The 16,386-nt window shown below is 70.0% G+C and carries 23 protein-coding genes and 1 tRNA gene; 9 read left to right on the top strand and 15 right to left on the bottom strand.

Going from position 1 to position 16,386, the window contains the following annotated elements:
* Positions 1-129: 129 nt before the first annotated feature.
* From ABD798_RS24585 to ABD798_RS24575, 3 genes are all read right to left on the bottom strand, one after another.
* Positions 130-1,254 (bottom strand): coiled-coil domain-containing protein, encoded by a 1,125-nt coding sequence (locus tag ABD798_RS24585; RefSeq protein WP_344879080.1) that lies wholly within the window; start codon positions 1,252-1,254, stop codon positions 130-132.
* A gap of 179 nt (positions 1,255-1,433) precedes the next feature.
* On the bottom strand, positions 1,434-2,693 hold the full coding sequence (locus tag ABD798_RS24580) for a hypothetical protein (RefSeq protein WP_344879077.1): 1,260 nt from the start codon (positions 2,691-2,693) through the stop codon (positions 1,434-1,436).
* Positions 2,694-2,731: 38 nt separating this feature from the next.
* Entirely contained in the window at positions 2,732-3,721 is a 990-nt protein-coding gene (locus tag ABD798_RS24575) for a zinc-dependent alcohol dehydrogenase family protein (RefSeq protein WP_344879074.1), read from the bottom strand.
* A gap of 83 nt (positions 3,722-3,804) precedes the next feature.
* On the opposite strand from ABD798_RS24575, the gene ABD798_RS24570 reads away from it, so the two are divergent.
* Both ABD798_RS24570 and ABD798_RS24565 read left to right on the top strand, forming a co-directional pair.
* Positions 3,805-4,104, top strand: a complete 300-nt coding sequence (locus tag ABD798_RS24570; protein WP_344879071.1) for an ArsR/SmtB family transcription factor — start codon at positions 3,805-3,807, stop codon at positions 4,102-4,104.
* 9 nt (positions 4,105-4,113) lie between these two features.
* A complete protein-coding gene (locus ABD798_RS24565) occupies positions 4,114-4,617 on the top strand; it encodes a histidine phosphatase family protein (protein WP_344879068.1) in 504 nt (167 codons plus the stop codon).
* Here the strand turns inward: ABD798_RS24565 and ABD798_RS24560 are convergent.
* Positions 4,577-5,137 (bottom strand): TetR/AcrR family transcriptional regulator, encoded by a 561-nt coding sequence (locus tag ABD798_RS24560; RefSeq protein ID WP_344879065.1) that lies wholly within the window; start codon positions 5,135-5,137, stop codon positions 4,577-4,579. The genes ABD798_RS24565 and ABD798_RS24560 overlap by 41 nt on opposite strands.
* Positions 5,138-5,188: 51 nt before the next feature.
* On the opposite strand from ABD798_RS24560, the gene ABD798_RS24555 reads away from it, so the two are divergent.
* Positions 5,189-5,824: an FMN-dependent NADH-azoreductase gene (locus ABD798_RS24555; RefSeq protein WP_344879062.1), complete on the top strand. Its 636-nt coding sequence runs from the start codon at positions 5,189-5,191 to the stop codon at positions 5,822-5,824.
* The gene (locus ABD798_RS24550; RefSeq protein ID WP_344879059.1) at positions 5,821-6,135 is read left to right on the top strand and encodes a DMT family transporter; all 315 of its coding nucleotides are present in this window, start codon (positions 5,821-5,823) and stop codon (positions 6,133-6,135) included. The genes ABD798_RS24555 and ABD798_RS24550 overlap by 4 nt, the downstream gene beginning before the upstream one ends.
* Here the strand turns inward: ABD798_RS24550 and ABD798_RS24545 are convergent.
* Complete coding sequence (locus ABD798_RS24545) at positions 6,125-6,460, bottom strand: winged helix-turn-helix transcriptional regulator (RefSeq protein ID WP_344879056.1); 336 nt, start codon at positions 6,458-6,460, stop codon at positions 6,125-6,127. The genes ABD798_RS24550 and ABD798_RS24545 overlap by 11 nt on opposite strands.
* 65 nt (positions 6,461-6,525) lie before the next feature.
* On the opposite strand from ABD798_RS24545, the gene ABD798_RS24540 reads away from it, so the two are divergent.
* Complete coding sequence (locus ABD798_RS24540; RefSeq protein ID WP_344879053.1) at positions 6,526-7,140, top strand: NADPH-dependent F420 reductase; 615 nt, start codon at positions 6,526-6,528, stop codon at positions 7,138-7,140.
* Here ABD798_RS24540 and ABD798_RS24535 read toward each other — a convergent pair.
* The 5 genes from ABD798_RS24535 to ABD798_RS24515 are packed head-to-tail and all read right to left on the bottom strand — an operon-like array spanning position 7,137 to position 10,104.
* Positions 7,137-7,622: a peptidylprolyl isomerase gene (locus ABD798_RS24535; RefSeq protein ID WP_425549260.1), complete on the bottom strand. Its 486-nt coding sequence runs from the start codon at positions 7,620-7,622 to the stop codon at positions 7,137-7,139. The genes ABD798_RS24540 and ABD798_RS24535 overlap by 4 nt on opposite strands.
* 37 nt (positions 7,623-7,659) lie before the next feature.
* Entirely contained in the window at positions 7,660-8,349 is a 690-nt protein-coding gene (locus tag ABD798_RS24530; RefSeq protein ID WP_344879047.1) for an isoprenoid biosynthesis enzyme family protein, read from the bottom strand.
* 52 nt (positions 8,350-8,401) lie between these two features.
* Positions 8,402-8,833, bottom strand: a complete 432-nt coding sequence (locus ABD798_RS24525; protein ID WP_344879045.1) for a MerR family transcriptional regulator — start codon at positions 8,831-8,833, stop codon at positions 8,402-8,404.
* Complete coding sequence (locus ABD798_RS24520) at positions 8,830-9,441, bottom strand: class I SAM-dependent methyltransferase (protein ID WP_344879043.1); 612 nt, start codon at positions 9,439-9,441, stop codon at positions 8,830-8,832. The genes ABD798_RS24525 and ABD798_RS24520 overlap by 4 nt, the downstream gene beginning before the upstream one ends.
* A 42-nt stretch (positions 9,442-9,483) precedes the next feature.
* Positions 9,484-10,104, bottom strand: a complete 621-nt coding sequence (locus ABD798_RS24515) for a hypothetical protein (protein WP_344879040.1) — start codon at positions 10,102-10,104, stop codon at positions 9,484-9,486.
* A 280-nt stretch (positions 10,105-10,384) separates the two neighbouring features.
* Here ABD798_RS24515 and ABD798_RS24510 point away from each other — a divergent pair.
* The 3 genes from ABD798_RS24510 to ABD798_RS24500 all read left to right on the top strand — a co-directional run bounded on the left by ABD798_RS24510 (position 10,385) and on the right by ABD798_RS24500 (position 11,557).
* Positions 10,385-10,455: transfer RNA gene (locus ABD798_RS24510), tRNA-Cys, on the top strand.
* Positions 10,456-10,490: 35 nt separating this feature from the next.
* Complete coding sequence (locus ABD798_RS24505; protein WP_344879037.1) at positions 10,491-11,075, top strand: GNAT family N-acetyltransferase; 585 nt, start codon at positions 10,491-10,493, stop codon at positions 11,073-11,075.
* Positions 11,069-11,557, top strand: a complete 489-nt coding sequence (locus ABD798_RS24500) for a GNAT family N-acetyltransferase (RefSeq protein WP_344879034.1) — start codon at positions 11,069-11,071, stop codon at positions 11,555-11,557. The genes ABD798_RS24505 and ABD798_RS24500 overlap by 7 nt, the downstream gene beginning before the upstream one ends.
* Here the strand turns inward: ABD798_RS24500 and ABD798_RS24495 are convergent.
* The 4 genes from ABD798_RS24495 to ABD798_RS24480 are packed head-to-tail and all read right to left on the bottom strand — an operon-like array spanning position 11,538 to position 14,862.
* A complete protein-coding gene (locus tag ABD798_RS24495; protein WP_344879031.1) occupies positions 11,538-12,368 on the bottom strand; it encodes an alpha/beta fold hydrolase in 831 nt (276 codons plus the stop codon). The genes ABD798_RS24500 and ABD798_RS24495 overlap by 20 nt on opposite strands.
* Positions 12,368-12,805, bottom strand: coding sequence for a helix-turn-helix domain-containing protein (locus ABD798_RS24490; RefSeq protein WP_344879028.1), 438 nt, complete (start codon positions 12,803-12,805; stop codon positions 12,368-12,370). The genes ABD798_RS24495 and ABD798_RS24490 overlap by 1 nt, the downstream gene beginning before the upstream one ends.
* A 50-nt stretch (positions 12,806-12,855) precedes the next feature.
* On the bottom strand, positions 12,856-14,307 hold the full coding sequence (locus tag ABD798_RS24485) for a carboxylesterase/lipase family protein (RefSeq protein WP_344879025.1): 1,452 nt from the start codon (positions 14,305-14,307) through the stop codon (positions 12,856-12,858).
* 39 nt (positions 14,308-14,346) lie between these two features.
* Complete coding sequence (locus ABD798_RS24480) at positions 14,347-14,862, bottom strand: F-box protein (RefSeq protein ID WP_344879023.1); 516 nt, start codon at positions 14,860-14,862, stop codon at positions 14,347-14,349.
* Between the two features lie 160 nt (positions 14,863-15,022).
* Here ABD798_RS24480 and ABD798_RS24475 point away from each other — a divergent pair, with 160 nt between their 5' ends.
* The gene (locus ABD798_RS24475; RefSeq protein ID WP_344879020.1) at positions 15,023-16,000 is read left to right on the top strand and encodes a tetratricopeptide repeat protein; all 978 of its coding nucleotides are present in this window, start codon (positions 15,023-15,025) and stop codon (positions 15,998-16,000) included.
* 22 nt (positions 16,001-16,022) lie between these two features.
* Here the strand turns inward: ABD798_RS24475 and ABD798_RS24470 are convergent, their stop codons facing one another.
* Positions 16,023-16,379: a hypothetical protein gene (locus ABD798_RS24470; protein WP_344879016.1), complete on the bottom strand. Its 357-nt coding sequence runs from the start codon at positions 16,377-16,379 to the stop codon at positions 16,023-16,025.
* Positions 16,380-16,386: the final 7 nt, after the last annotated feature.

The following is a 16,386-nucleotide window of genomic DNA, read 5'->3' as shown; positions in this document are numbered from 1 at the left end:
CAGCGGCTCAACGGCCGGAAATCCGTCGGCGTGAGCCACGAAATTCCGCTTCTCTCAACGCGACGGACATCTCAATCTCAGTCACCATGTTCGCCCGCACGAGCACACTTGGCGGCTGTCTGAGCACGATTACTTCGCGGGAGCCTGCTGCTGTTCGCGGAGTCCGCGCACCTCAGCCATCAACCCGTCCAGCTGCTGCTCGGCGCGCTCCGCCCGAGCGAGGGTCTGGGCTCGGGCCTCGTCGAGCGCGGTGATCCGCTCGGTCGCGGCCTTGCGGGCGTCCTCGATCGCCGCGCTCGCCCGGGCGCGTTCGGCGGTGATGTCGGCAGCGGCCTGACGGCGGGCTTCAGCGTTCTCCTCGCGCTGTTGCTGGAGTTCGGCTCGGGCGCGCTCCAGCTCCGCGCGGGCGTCGGCGGCGACCTGTTCGGAGCGCTCCGCCACGCGTTCGGCGCGCTCGGCCCGCTGACGGATCTCCTCCTGCTCGGCGCGGGCCTCCTTGATCTGCTCCGCCGCGACGGCGCGGATCTGCTCGACCTCCTTGGAAGCCAGCCTGCGTGCCTGTTCTGCCTGGTTGACGGCGTCGGCGCGGGCCTGCTCCACGGTCGCGGCCGCATCGCGGCGGACGGCTTCGACGGCGACTTCGGCTTCGTTGCGCGCGGCCAGGACGTCCTCGTCGGCCTTCCTGCGCACCACATCCAGCTCGGCGACGGCGTGCTCCCGGGCGGCGAGCGCCTCGGTCGCCTCGCGCTCGAACCGCTCCGCTTCCGTGCCCGCGTCCTCAGCGGCTTCATCGGCGAGGAGCTTGTCCTTCTCCGCCTGGCGAGCGCGCTGCTGTGCGGCGACAGTGGCGGCCTCCGCCTCGGCGATGCGGCGGGCGGCTTCGGCCTGCGCGGCCTGGACCTGGGCTTCCGCCGCGCTCGGGTCGGCCAGCGTGGACAGCTCGGCCACCGCTGAGTTCAGGTTCTCACCGAGGCGCTTGGCCAGCGTCCGGAACTCCACCAGCAGCTCGTCGGCGCGGGCCTTCGCGGCGGTCACCGGCCCCTGGGTTTTCGTCACCGTGACGGATGTGGCCGGGGTGTCCGCATCCTGCTGTTGCAGGCGCTGACGCTCCTTCCAGGCCCTCCAGCGGGTGTGTTCTGCCAGGTCGCAGTACTCCGAAGGACGGCCGGGGCCGCCTCCGCGGAAGGCCGGGCGGGTACAGCCCGGGTAGTTGCACTCCCCGGCGGGGCGCTGAGCGGGCTCTGCGGTCGTCACACGGAAAACCTAGCCCACATACCGTGTTTCGTTTCGTCAACACACGCAACACAACACGAAAAGACGAGGGTGGATCGCCGCAGGTGGTCACCGCCGATAAGGGAACATTATCGGCGGTGACACCTCGGGCGATCTTGCTTCCGTTTGGTTTACGTTACGTCACACCCAACGTAACGAAACTAGGTGGAACTGATGCTCAGAACTGTGGAGGTCGCGGTCAGGCCCAGAACCCGGAATCGGACGGTCTTGCCGCCGGTCTGACCGAAGGACGAGGAACCGCTGCCGCTCTGCATCCGCGTCACAGCGGTGCCATTGGCCACCGACACACCCCCGTCCCGCACGGTCACCACGAAAAGCCGCCCGTCGATGGTGACCTCCGCCCGGCCCGTCACCTGGACCTGGCACGTCCCGCTGGCACAAGAGCCCAGGTCAGAGCCGTTGCGAGCAGGCGGAAGCTCGGAGGCTCCGGCCGGGGTGCACCTGGGCGCGAGGTCGTAGGCAGCACCGAGGGCGGCATCTGTGCGTACCGCGAGATCCAGTCCCGCAGCGGTGGGCCGGATCAGCCCGTACGCCTCGACGACCTTCCCGGCCTCTGCCTTGCGCGCGTCGGTGGGCACGCTCCAGAAGTCCCTCATGCCCACGTCACGGGGCAGCTTGCCCGCAGCGTCCTTCAGCGCGGCCTGCATCCGCGAGCGGTACTCATCCGCCGCCTTGACCCCGATGGGCGCGAGCTTGCCGACGCTCTCGCTGAGCTCCTTCACCCGGGACTCCCCCGAGCTGATGAACATCCCCAGCTCAGCGCTCCCGAGAAGGTCCGCCGACACCTGCGGCACAGCCGCCGGAAGGCCCTGCACCGCCTTTGCGGTGGCGCACATGGAGTCCGCCCAGACCACGGACTGCCGGGCCGGAGCCCTCGGGCCGACCGGATCGCAGCCCGGGGCGAGGTCGTAGGCGGTGTCCAACTCCGGTGTCCCGCCCGCCACGCTCGCCAGCAATGGGACCTGTGGCGCGATCTCGGCGACCACCGCCGCGATCTGCCGGGCCTTCGACACCTTCTGGGCCTCGGGCAGCCCACTCACTGCCGGGTCGTTCGACGCGGGCAGCCGCGGGCGGATCGTCTCCAACGCCTTGACCAGGCCGGAGACGTAGCCGTCCGCGCTCGCGATCCGTGTCGGCTCGACGTCCTTGAGGTCGGCGACCAGGTCGTCCACCGAGCTGGTGATGCCGTCCAGGTAGCGCTCGGCCTGCGCCGGTTCGATCGCCGCATTGGCTTGACCACGCAGCTCGTCGACCGACTTCGCCTTGGCGCACAAGGAGTTCGACCAGACGACCACGGCCCGCACCGCCGGAGGAGCAGGCACGTCCACCGCCTCGCCGGGGACCGAACACCCGGCGAGCACCCCACCCGTCACGACCATCGACACAGTCAGCCAGCGCATGCCCGACGCTAAGCCGGAGCCGCCGGGAGGGGTCCCGGCTAGCTGGTCGTGACGACGATCTTGCCGACCTGGGTGTTGGACTCCATGTGCTTGTGCGCCAAGGAGATCTCCGCCAACGGGAACACCCGGTCGACCACAGCGCGGAACGCGCCCGTGCGCAGGCCCGAGGTCACGAACGCGGCGGCGCGGCGCAGGCGCTCCGGAGCTCGGGTGATCTCGTGGACGGTGAACGTGCGCATGGCGAGCGCGGGCATGCCCAGGTCGAAGCCCGGATACGGCGTCGGCAGCCCGCTCTGCGCCCCCCACAGGAACAACGTCCCGTCGGCGGCGACCACGCGGCCGAGCTCCAGGACTCCTGGGCCCGCGACCGCGTCGAAGACGAACTCCGCGCCCCTGCCGCCGGTCAGCGCGAGGATCGCGGCGGCCACGTCCTGCTCGTCAGAAACGATCACCTCCGCCGCGCCTTCCTCCAGCAGCCGCTGCTTCTTCGCCTCGGTGCGCGTCACCGCGATCGGCGTGGCACCAAGGCGGTTCGCGGTGTGGATCGCGGCGATGCCGACACTGCTCGACGCCGCGTTGATCACCGCCGTGTCGCCCGCGCGCATCCCGCCGACCTCCACCATCGCGCCGTAAGCGGTGAGGTACGGCATCCACACCGCCGCGCCCGTCACCGCGTCCACGCCGTCCGGGCGGTGCACCAGCGCGTCGGCGGGCACGATGGCCTGCTCGGCGTAGACGCTGTAGTCGTTCTGCGAGAACGCGGGCAGCACGCTCACGCGATCTCCCACGGCGAAGCTCACACCAGCGCCGACCGCCTCGACGACGCCGGCGGCCTCCGCGCCGAGCCCAGCGGGCAACTTCGGCGCCTGGATGTACTGGCCGCTGCGGAAGAGCACCTCCGCCCGGTTGACTCCGATCGCCTCCACGCGCAACAGCACTTCGCCCGGCCCGGGCGCACCCGGCTCCACGTCCTCCAGGCGCAGCACGTCAGGGCCGCCGATCTCGTGGAACCGCACGGTTCTCGCCATCTCGTCCTCCTCGGTCGCAGGTCAACCGAAGCACAGAAGTACGACGGCCGTCAAACTTCGACTGGTGTCGTACTATGGACCGCATGGGACGCGCCCCCGCACACCCCGACGTCGAGCGCTTCGACCTGCAACGGGTCCTCGAAGCCCTGGTCGACCCGGTTCGGCGGAGCATCATCACGCAGCTCGCCCGCTCGGCCGAGGACATCAAGTGCGGTGACTTCGACATCCCGGTCAGCAAGTCCACCGCCACCCACCACTTCACCGTGCTGCGCGAGGCCGGACTGATCCGCCAGCACTACGTCGGCACGGCGCGGCTGAACACCCTGCGCCGCGCGGAGATGGATGAGGCCTTTCCCGGTCTGCTCGACGCGATCACTCCGTAAGGTGTCCGCGTGCCCGAACGTCTGCTGTACCTCGTCAACCACGGCGCGCAGGAGGACTGCATCCTCCTTGCCGACCGGCTGAGCAGCGAGGACTTCACCGCCCTGCACCACTCACCGCTGGCGCACGCGGTCGAGACGGCGCAGGTTCTGGCACAACGGCTGCCGGGCGTGCCGGTGCACCAGGACGACCTGCTCGACGACGACATCCCGGAGCATGTCGACACGCATGCGGCCTACAGCGCGTTTCGTGAGACCGGCGGACTGAAGAACGCGCAGGCCGCCGAAGAGCGCTACGTCGGCGTCCCCGAGCGCGACGAGCGCCTGCTGATCGTCACGAACACGGTCCTCATCGCCTGGTTCGCCCGAAGCGCCATCGCCACTCCGCCGTGGCGGTGGGCGGGACTCAAGCTGCGCGGCTGCGGGCTCACCATCTTGTCCTGCAAGGAAAATCGTCCGCCCGCGATCGTCAGCTTCAACGACGCTGAGCACCTAGAACCGCGGTCAGGCGAGTGAGGGCGGCGGTGATCTCGGCCGGGCCGAGGCCGCGGTCCTCGCGCTGATAGGCGTAGACCTCGGGGGCCAGCGGAGCGAGCAGCGCCTCCACCAGCGCGTCCGGTTCAGTCACGGCGGCCGCGACGAGCAGCGAGCGGACGTGCGCGCGCCAGAAGCCGTAAGCGCCGGTCTCGAAGCGCGAGCGCCCGACCTCGCTGCCGAGCACGAGGTGCCGGTGGTTCTCCAGCAGCTCCACCATCGCCGCGTAGAACGCCGCCAGCCGCTCGGCGGGAGGGGCACCCGGGCCCAGCGGAGGCTCACCGCGCATCAGGCTCTCCTGGAGAACGCGTTCGTGCTCGTCGAGCAGCGCCACCGCGATCGAGGCGCGGTCGGGATAGCGGCGGTAGAGGGTGCCCCGGCCGACACCCGCGGCCTTGGCGATCTCGTCCATCGTGACCTCGTGCGCTGGCTTGGTCGAGAACACCTCGGCGGCCGCCGCGAGGATGCGGGCCCGGTTGCGCGCGGCGTCTGCTCTCTCCATGTGAGCAGTCTATCTGGACACGGCGTCCGCTTCCGTGTTTAAGTGGACAGCATGTCCACTTTATTGCACCTCGACGCCAGCGCGCGCCGGAACTCGATCTCCCGCCGACTCTCGATGGCATACGCCGAAGCCTGGCAAATGCAGAATCCAGCAGGTCAGTACCGGTATCGCGACCTCGCGGCAGCGCCGGTCCCCCACATCACCGAGGCGTGGACCGAGCTCTGCGACCACGTCCTCGCCAACGGGATCACCGAGATCAGCCGCTACCGCGAGGCCGTGCGCACGCCGGAGCAGCGCGAGGCGTGGCGAGTCCTGGAACCGCTGCTGGACGAGCTGGTCTCCGCCGATGTCGTCCTGATCGGCACGCCCATGTACAACTTCTCGATCCCCTCGGCGCTGAAGGCGTGGATCGACCAGGTCACCTTCCCCAAGATGTCGCTCGCGGGGCGCCGCTTCGTGGTCACGAGCGCGCGCGGCGGTGCCTACGGCCCGGGAACTCCGCGCGAGCCCTACGACCACCAGGAGCGCTACCTGCGCGACTTCTTCCTGGGGCACTTCGCCGTCGAGGACGTGCGCTTCATCAACGCCGAGCTGGTCAACGCCACGATCGACCCGGCGTTGGCACATCGGCGGGACGAGCACGCGGCGTCGCTGGAAGCCGCTCTGCGCGAGGCGGCCGTGCTGTGAGCTGGCTGATCCTGGTGGCGGCCGGTGTGGTCGAGGTGGCCTGGTCGCAGAGCATCAAACCGACGCAGAACTTCACCAGGCCGCTGCCCACGCTGATCTGCCTGCTGCTCATGGCGGGCGCGGTGCTGCTGCTGTCGATCGCGATGAACTCGATCCCGGTCGGCACCGCCTACGCGGTCTTCACCGGCATCGGCGCCGTCGGGGCGGTCGCGCTGGGCGTGCTGCTCGACGACGATCCGTTGAGCTTGGGCCGCGTCCTCGCGCTCGCGATGATCACCGGCGGAGTTCTGCTGGCACGGCTCACTGGATGAGCTGGTCACCGTGCTCGTGGACCCACTCGCCGAGCGCGCGCATCGGCCCCTCGAACAGGGATCTCCCGAGCGCGGTCAACGCGTACTCGACCCGAGGCGGGACCTCCGCGAAGCGCCGCCGCTCCACGAGGCCGTAGCCGAGCAGGCGGCGCAGCGTCTCGGTCAGCACCTTGTCGCTGATCCCGCCGATCGAAGCGCGCAGCTCCACCCGCCGTCGCGGTGCTTCGTGCAGTGCGACGAGCACCACCGGGTTCCAGGTGTGGGCGAAGAGGTCGGTCGCCGCGCGGAGCCGGCAGTCCGCGACCAGCTCAAAGCAGTCGGCCATGTCTCCATCATGCCCTGCCTGACACGCACCGTTCGGTGCGCGTTGAGTTGCCTAGCGTTGCCGGTATGCGAATTGGAATCTTGGGAACGGGAACGGTCGCGACGGCTCTCGCACAGAGCTGGGCGCGGGCAGGTCACGACATCGAGGTCGGCGGACGATCGGCGGAGAAGGCGCGGGCGATCGCCGAACAGGTGGGCGGACGCGCGGCGCCGCCACGGGAAGTGGTGCGGGACAAGGACGCCGTGCTGCTCGCCGTCTCGTGGGACGGTGTCGAGGAGATGCTGCTGAGCGCGGGAGCGGCGGAGGGCTCGCTGCGCGGCACGCCGCTGGTCGAGCCGACGAACGCCGTCGAGCACGGGGTCGGCGTGCTGCTCACCACGACCTCCGCCGCCGAGCGCGTTGCTGAACTGGCACCGGGCGCGCACGTGGTGAAGGCGTTCCACCTGTTCGCCGCCGACCAGTGGACCAAGCCGGACGCCCAGCCGGTCACGGTCGCGATGTGCGGCGACGACGCCGAAGCGCTGCGCGTGGTCAGCGAGCTGGTGCGCGATGCCGGTGGGAGTCCGGCGGTGTTGGGACCGCTGAGCCGCGCTCGGCAGCTGGAGGAGACGGCCGGGTTCGTGATCGGCCTGGCTTTCTCCGGGTTCGACCCCAACTCCGCCGTTCCGCGCGTGGGTTAGACGATCTCGGCCTTGGTGATGACCACGGTCTCCACGGGCACGTCGCCGCCGCCGGTGCGCACGCCGCCGATGGAGTCCACAGTGGAGTGCCCCTCGGTCACCTTGCCGAAGACCGTGTAGCCCCAGCCCTGCGAGGTCGGTGCGGTGTGGTTGAGGAAGCCGTTGTCGGTGGTGTTGATGAAGAACTGCGCGGTGGCCGAGTGCGGGTCGCCGGTGCGCGCCATCGCCACGGTGTAGTGGTCGTTCTTCAGGCCGTTGGTGGCCTCGTTCTCGATCGGGGCGGCGGTCGGCTTCTTGGACATGTCCGGGTTGTGGCCGCCGCCCTGGATCATGAAGTTCGCGATCACGCGGTGGAAGATCGTGCCGTCGTAGTGCCCGTTCTTCACGTACTCGACGAAGTTCGCCACGGTCTTGGGCGCCTTCTCGGCGTCCAGTTCCAGGACGATCTCGCCGTGGGAGGTGTGCAGCTTGACGTTGGTCATGGCCAAGATCCTGCCAACTCCCCGGCGAGCTCGCGGATCAGGGGCTGATCTCCTGGCGCCACGCCAGCCGCGCGCCGGGGATGGCGCAGATCGTCTCCGCCACCTCCAGTACCGGGGCGTAGATCGCCGGGTGGCAGCTGCGGAGGTGGCGCACGAGCTCCAGCTGGGCGGCGGAGAGCCGGTCGAGCCGGTGCTGGACCTCCTCCATCGGCGGGTCCTGCTCGCACCACTCGGTGAGCTCGCCGACCGTGACGCAGATCGTCCTCCACGCGGTGGAGTGCGCGATGCCGATCGGGATCTCCGTGCGGCGCACCGACTCCACGATGTCGTAGACGATGAGGCCGCTGCCGTCGTGGGCGTGCTGGAGGCAGCGGCGCCGCCAGGACAGCGACATGCCGACGGCGGTGCGCGGCCACAGATCGGCGAGCGCGAGCACGGTCGGCGCGGCCTCGTCGGCGGGCACGGTGCCCTCGATGACCGAGGCGAGGTCGGCGTGCGCGGCGGTGCTGGGCTGGGCCGCGAGCCACGCGGTCCACTGCGCGAGCAGTTCGACGTTCACCCGCGCGCCGTCGGGCAGGACCCTCGCGGCGAGCACGTGGAAGCGGGCTTCGCGGAGCCGCTCGTCGCCGAGGGAGAACTGGTCCAGCCACGCCAGCAGAGCGGCGCCGATCGAGTCGACGGCCGGGTGCACGCGCTGGGCTTCGGGCTGGACCCGGGCTCCGGACATGAGCCAATTCTGTGTCCTGACCGCCCAGGTCGACAGTGGTCGGACGGATGATTCACCGTGCGGTGGAACGCCCTCGCATCGCGTTGACCTGCGAGCGCACGCTGTCGCGGAACTCGGGGCACTCGGTGAACGCGCCAGGGCACTCCAGGGCGTGCACGAGCATCTGCCGCGCGCGCTCGGCCTCGGCGATGCGCTCCTCCAGCTCGGTCAGCTTCGCCGTCGCCAGGACCCGCCAGCCCGGCCCCGGCATCCCGGTGTCGCGGTCGAGGCAGCCGGAGACCTCGGAGATGGTGAAGCCCGCGAGCTTGCCCAGCTCCACCACGGCGAGCCTGGCCAGGATGTCCGGGTCGTACACGCGCCGCCCGGCTCCGTCCCTGGCCACGGAGGTGATCAGGCCTTCGCGCTCGTAGAAGCGCAGCGTGGAGGTCGGCAGCTTCGTCGCCGCGACGACCTCGGCGATCGTCATCACCTGGGAGCGCGTCATGGTGGCTCCTGTTCCGTCTTGCGCGCGGTGAACGCGATGGACTTGCCCTTCTCCGCCCGCGCCCGCCAGTGCCTGGCGTCGTCGAGCCCCGCGTGCGCGCACACCTCGGCGGTGTCGCGCGCCCACGTCCGGACGTCCTTGCCGGTGACACGGGTGATCGCCCACTCGTGGGTGTACGCGACGAGCCTGCCGCCGGGGCGCAGCACGCGGGAGATCTCGCCGACCGAGGCCGCGAGCGGCTCCCAGAACTGGATGGTGTTCACGGTGATCACCCCGTCGAAGTCGTCGTCGGGGAACGGGAGCGCGTCCGCCCGCGCTCGGTGCAGCTCGATCCGGCCCTCGGCGACCGCGCGCCGGTTGCGCCTGGTCGCCGAGCGGAGCATCACCGCGGACGGATCGACCCCGGCGATGTGGCCTTCTGGCAGGTGTACGTCGAGCAGGCGGAGGCCGACGCCGGGCCCGAAACCGACCACCAGGACGCGGTGGTGCGGTCGCGGGTCCAGCTCGGCGACAGCCTCTGCCTCGGCGGCGCGGTTGCCGTGAGCCATGATCAGCGCCGTGATCCGGCCGAGGACGCCGTCGAAGATCCGATCGGGGTTCGCTGCCACGGCTGGACACTCTCAGGTGAACCGCGCTTCAACGCAACCGCGCTAGCTGAGGTGCTTGGAGCGGCGCGGCTCCCACTGGCCCTTGTCGGAGAAGTACGGGTAGGGGATCTTGCGGTAGGCGGTGCCGCCCTGGCTGCCGGACTGGTCGTAGCCCCAGTAGTGCGTCCGGTTCGCGCCGGTCCACTTGTCGAAGAGGACCACGTGCCGGGTGCGGTTGGTCCCGTGCCAGTCGAGCAGGACGTCACCCGTCTTCAGGTCGGCCTTGGTGATCTTGGTCGTGTAGCTCTTGGCGAGGCCCACGGTGTTGGTGCCGCCGTACTTGCCCTTCGGCAGCTTCCACGCCATGGACACGTAACCGGAGCAGTCCTGCCGGTAGCCGTCGCGCCACTTCCGCTTCTGGCTGTAGGGCACCTTGCCGCCGCCGTTGGCGGTGAGCCACACCTCGGCGCGCCGGATGATCTCCGCCCTGGCGATCTTCTCCTCCTCGGCGCCGGGTTCGAGGGTGTCCTCGTGCGGAACGGCCTCGGGCCCCTCCGGGCCGAGGCCGCCGATGTCGCCGCTGAGGTCCTGGGCGGGGGTGGCCAGGACCTCGGCGGCCAGCGCCGAGGCCGGGCCGAGCGCCAGGAACGCGACGAGCGCGACGGCGATGCTTGCTGTTCTCATGGTCCACCTCAATGAGCAGGGGTAGGTGGTAGATCGACGAAGCTTCTCCCAGAGCGCTTAAGCACCGCCTAAGCACCGCTTAGCGGACCTCGCCCGTAAACCGTTGAGGAGAATTGTTGACGCCGTCGTGAATCCGGGGCATAGTGGTTCACATGAAGCGCATCGACCTCCACTGTTGTTGTCCCGGCTCTCCGCCGTGACCTGAGTGTCGGTCATGTCCGGGAGCCGCCCGTCGAATAGTCGACGCAGGCGGCTCTGTTGTTTTAGCGCGTCATTTTTCGGCCGAGTGCCCGAGTGGTTAGGGAGCCGCCTGCAAAGCGGTCCACGCCGGTTCGAATCCGGTCTTGGCCTCAAATTCGAGAATCAGCACTGATACGCTTTTCCGCATGCCAGAACTCGGCCCCGTCGCCTGGCCGCCCGCGCCGATCCGGACCGAGCGGCTCGTGCTCCGCCGGTCCGAGGCTCGGGACCGCGCGACGTTCATCGAACTCTTCGCCTCGCCCGAGGTCGGCACCTACGTCGGCGGCGCCAGCGCCGTTGATGATCTTGAGCGCAGGGTGCCCGAGGTTCCCGGCCGTCGCCCCGGCTTCTTCGTGGTCGAGCTCGGCGGGGCGATGATCGGCATGATCACGCTCGACCGGCGCGGCGCGGAGCCCTTGGGCGGCGGAGCCGCCGAACTCGGCTACCTGTTCCTGCCGCGAGCGTGGGGACACGGGTACGCCGCCGAGGCGTGCGCGGCGGCGCTCGACTGGTTCGACGAGACGCTCCCCGGTGAGCCGGTTGTGCTCTGCACGCAGACCGCCAACGAGCGCGCGATGCGCCTCGCGGCGAAGCTCGGCTTCACGGAGGTGGAGCTGTTCGAGGCGTACGGCGCCGAGCAGTGGTTCGGTGTGCGGTCCGGGGGTTCTCCCGCAGGCAGGAAAACCCCTCGCGCGCGCGGCGGCGGTCGCCGAGACTCGGCGCCGTGCTGATCAGAGAAGCTGTGGACGGCGACTGGCCGTCGATCTGGCCGTTCCTGCACGAGATCGTCTCCGCCGGGGAGACCTTCAGTTGGCCGCAGGACGTCGACGAGGTCACCGCACGGGAGATGTGGATGCCCACCGCGAAGCGCCGCACCGTCGTCGCGGTCGACCCCGACGGCACCGTCCTGGGCTCGGCCAGCATGTACGCCAACCACATGGGCCCCGCCTCGCACATCGCGAGCGCGAGCTTCATGGTCGACGCCGCGCACGCGCGCAAGGGCGTCGGGCGGGCGCTGGGCCAGCACATGATCGACTGGGCCGCCGGAGCCGGCTTCCGGGGCATCCAGTTCAACGCCGTGGTGGAGAGCAACACCAGGGCGGTCGCGCTGTGGCGATCACTCGGCTTCGAGGTGATCGGCACCGTGCCGGAGGGCTTCCGGTCCTCCGAGCACGGCTACGTCGGGCTGCACATCATGTACCGGAAGCTGTGAAGCCCACGGCGGCCGGGACCTGAGCGGACAGGTCGTGTCCCGCCTGCACCACGGTGACCGACGCGTGCGGGACGACGTCCCGGAAGCGCCGAGCGGTCTCCGCGGTGTCGAGCATCGGGTCCTGCTCGCCGACGATCACCGAGACGGGCATGCTCAGCCGCCTCAGCTGCTCGTCGGTGAACGTCGGAATCCGCATGCGCGGCTTGAAGTGCTTGAAGATCAGCACCAGCGCGTTCACCACCTCGGGCTGGACGTCCTCGCCCAGCGCGGCCTTCACGGACTTCCGCAGCCCGCGTTCTCCGGCGAGGGTCATCGCGAGGAGCTTGAACAGCAGGCCCTTCGGTCGCCTGCCAACCCCGGCGGGCGTCAGCAGCGACAGGCGCGACACCCGCTCCGGCCGCCGCGACGCGTAGTCGATGGCCATCCAGCCGCCGAGCGACATGCCGAGCACCGGGACCGGCGCGGTGAACCCGAGGCCGTCGAGCACGTCGTCCAGCCACCGCGCGTACGCGTCGCTGCCCATCTCCGGGCGCTTCGGCGCACTCAGGCCGGGCTCGCCGATCATGTCGACGGCGTACACGCGGTGGTGCTCGGCCATCTCGACGGCGTTGGAGAGCCAGTTCGTGGCGTTGGCGCCGGAGCCGTGCAGTGCCACCAGCGGCGGCGCGCCTGCCCTGCCGAAGGCGAGCACGAAGGTCTCGCCCTCGCGCGTGGGCAGCACGACGCGCTCGGCCGGGACGGGCCAGCGCTCCAGTGCCGCCTCGTACATCTCGCGGACCTGCTCGCCGCCCCCGGTGCTGCGGTAGATCATCATCGGTCCCCCTCCAGGAACTCGCCGATCAGCTTGATCACGTCCGCGGTCAGGTCGGGCTCGCCGATCACCACGATCTTCATGCTGGCCCGCTGCTCGTCGTAGATCGTCTGCACGCGCAGCATCCCGCCGCCGGGGCCGCGACCGTTGAGCGAGCCGGTGATGCCCGTGCTCACCCGGCTCGCGTCGGCCTGGTTGATCGCGTCCACCTGGACCACCGCGGAGACCTCGACGTGCCGGGTCCGCCGCGCCGACTCGCTCGGCGTCGCGGGCACGGCGCCGCCGGTCAGCTCCTCCAGGTCGGAGCGGCTGATCCGGTACTGCTTGCCGATCCGGACGGCCTTCAACCGCCCGTCGCGCACGTAGTTGCGCACCGTGCGCACGTGCAGGTTGAGCCGCTCAGCGACCTGCTCAACCGAGTAGAGTTCTTCCGTCATGTTCCCCAAGCTACCCTATGAGACTGCAAATAGGGAGCGATAGGGACGTTTTAGGTAAACCAGGTGCTCGACGGCCAGGTCGCATCGCCCCACGCGAGCCGTTCGGCCCGGCGCGGGTCCAGCTCCAACCGAGGTCCGTCCTCGCCGAGCACCAGCACGGGGCGCCGCTCGGAGTCGTAGGCCCGCCAGCCCGGGTCGCCGTCGCGGATGAACGACACCCACGCCTGGTGCATCCGCTTGCCCAGCTCAACGCGCTCCGGCTTCGGCGACCGCGGCGCGCGCATGCCCGGCAGCGGCTCCGGGACGTCCCAGGCCATCGCCGTCTCCGTGCCGTGGGTGCCGTCGAGCTCGCGCGTCAGGCCGGGAGCGGCCACGTCGACGCGGTAGCGGTGCACGGTCGCGAACCGCGACTGCGCGTCGGCGAGGCGCTGTGTCGGGACGCCGTAGCGCTCATCCCCCATTGCCGCCACCATCGCGGCAACGTCGCTGGTCAGACCGCGCGTGCTGCGGTAGGCCTTGAGCAGCGCCTCGTAGCCGTCGGCGCCCAGGATCGAGCCGATCACCGCCTCGGCGGGCGCGGTGACCTCCTCAGCTCCGTACATCGCCGCGTACATGCCGGCCTCGTTGCCGTTGTGGCCGACCAGCAGCGAGACCCCGGCCGCGCTGCCCGCCGCGATCAGCTCGATCGGGACGGCCGGGAGCACCTGCGGGTGGATCGACGGGCGCCACAACCACAAAGCCTCCATGCCCGACCGGATGCGCTCCTGCGCGGCGACGACCTCCTCCGCCGGGACCGCGCGGGCCGCTTCGACGTCAGCGCAGCCCAGCTCGTCGAGCAGGCGCCGCCCGAGCTCCGCGCCGACCTCGGGCGTGGACACGTGATCACCGCCGCCGCTGCTGGAGATCGCGCGCGCGAACAGGCCCTTCGCCTCCGGGCTGGCCATCAAGTTGGCGACGCCCTTCGCCCCCGCGGAGACGCCGTAGATCGTGACCCGCTCAGGATCTCCGCCGAACGCCGCGATGTTCTCCCGCACCCAGCGCAGCGCCGCGACCTGGTCGAGCAGCCCGCACACGCCCGAGTCCGGCTCGCCGTCCAACCGCGCGAACCCGAGCGCGCCCAGCCGGTAGTTGATCGTGACGACCACGACGCCAGCCCTGGCGAACGCGACGCCCTCACCCATCTGCCGCGCGTTGCCCGTCCGATAACCACCGCCGTGCAGCCACACCAACACCGGCATGCCCTCGCCGCTCTTCGGCGCGCACACGTTGAGGTACAGGCAGTCCTCGCTCGCCGGGTACTTCGTCGAGCCCAGGGCGTTCGCCGGTTGCGGCGCCTGCGGTCCGAACTCCGTCGCCTCCCGCACGCCGTCCCAGCTCCGCGCCGGTCGCGGAGCACGCCACCGCAGCTCGCCGACCGGCGGGCTCGCGTAGGGAATTCCGCGCCACACAACGTGATCGTCGTGTTCCACCCCGCGCAGCGCGCCCTGCCGAACAATCACCATGCCGACGAGCCTAGGCGTGCCGCGCTCGCTCGTCCCAGCTCACTGGCGCAGCGACTCCAGCTTCACGCTCAGCGTCTGCGGCACGGCGCCGGAGAAGTCGAAAGTGCCCTCGTCCAGCTTGTTCAGCAACCACTCGGCGAGCTGGTCGACCTCCTCGCTGGTGGCGATCATCTGGGCCTCGGTGTCGGGCAGGCAGCGTCCCTGGAACTGCCCGACACTGCTTCGGAAGGCGATGACCAGTTCGGCGAGCATGTCCGCCCCGTCAGCGTCGCAGTCCCAGGTCTGGTTCTGCGCGATCGTCTGCGTCAGCGACGTCATGTAGCCCCGCCACTCCTGCTCCCACGCGGGCGCGACGGCCGCGTTCACGCTCCTGTTCACCCGGCGGAAAGACGCGATGTCCACGGCGGGCAGGTACGCCGCGATCGTGTTGATCAGCTCCGGCGGCAGGGTCTGCAAGAAGTTCTTCAGGCTGTTCTCGTACGACGCGGACACGCTCTCCGCGAACGCCTTGATGTCGATGTCGCCGAAATCAGCCTGCTCACCAGTGGGATTCACCGCGCTGCCTCCTGGACTACGCCTTCAACGTCACCGCCGACCGTATGACCGGGACGCCGGGCCATCCGTGCTGGCGGACACGGGCGCTGGGGCACGAAGCACGTCCCGAAAGGGCACCGCTCCCGACAGGTCGGCAGGTCTTCGCAGATACACTCCGCCGGTGTCGAACCGGGATGTAGTAGCTGGTGCAAGCATCGCGCGGGTGATGGCGCACTGCGGGAACGACCTCGCGGCGGCCGTGCACCACCTGGCAGGCGCGATCACCTCCGCGCCGGAGAACCCGGAGCCCTACGAGGTTCTCGCCGAGTTGTGGCGGGACAGGCCTTCCGAGCTGACCGAAGCCGTCCAGGGGACCGGCTTGCCACAGGTGATCGCGCAGTCCTACGTCAGCTTTCTCCAGGGCGACATGGACATCGCGGCGATGACGATCGGTTCGATCACGGGCGTGCGGCCCGGCACCGCGTGGGCCGCCGCGCCCTGGTTCACCGACGAGCGCTTTCTCGGCGTGGTGAGCGCTGAAGCTCTGGCAGAGGCCGCTCTGCGCGTGATGGACCACGGCCACGACCTGGACAGTGACGGCATGCGCGAGCGGCTTCGGTTGTGGTTGCACGCCATCGACGTGGTGATCGGCCGCCAACCGGTACCGGAGGCCATGGCCAGGATGGCGATCCTGCTGCGGGCCTGCGGTCTCACGGACGCGTCGTTCGCCTTGTGCGACCGGGCGGATTCCGTTGAACGGATCGTGCTGACGGAGGTGGTCCGGGCCGGGACCTGGCGAAAGCTCGGTGAGCCCGAGCAGACCACGGCGGCCTTCGAACGCGCCATCGCCCTCGACCCGACCAACTGGTCGCTCCACCTCGACCTGGCCGACATGCACGCCGCGCGAGGCGACTTCGCCGCTGCGGTCCGGTCGGCCGACCAAGGCCTGGAGCACGAGCCGTCCGAGCTCACCCTGCGCGCGGCCAGGGCCGCATACCGGGCGCGACTCACCGGCTCGGCCACCGACCTGAGCGAACTCATCGACCTGGCGCCACTCCTGTCGAACGACTCGTACCGGAACGTGCTGATCGACCACGCGTGCGCCGGTCCTGACCTACCCGCCGACCTCGTGGCCGACGCTCGCGACGTCCAAGCCTGACCTCACGATCGGCCACACGCGGTCACGAGAAATCGACCGCGAGGAGCTTGCCCGCCACCGCTTTCCTGGCAACACCGTCCACTTCCACACAGATGCCGAAGACACGGTCGTGGCCGGTCCAGCCGTTGACGCGACCACGGTTGTTGCTGATCTGCACCCGCTTCCTGGCGAGGTCCAAGGCCGACACCAAGTGCAAGTAGACAGTCCCGGAAACACGCGCTAGGACGATGTCGCCGACCTCCAGTTTGGCCGGGTCTACGGGAGCGACGACCACCTGCTGCCGACTGCGTACCAGGGGGACCATTGACGAGCCGCTGGGCCTGAACGTCACCGTGGCCCCTCCAGAAACGCGACTCGCCACCGCGTCCAACATGCCCATCTGGACA

This window comes from Allokutzneria multivorans (assembly GCF_039537405.1).
GTDB lineage: Bacteria > Actinomycetota > Actinomycetes > Mycobacteriales > Pseudonocardiaceae > Allokutzneria > Allokutzneria multivorans.
Note: the sequence above shows the minus strand (reverse complement) of the source record. Positions and strands in the feature narration are given on the sequence as shown.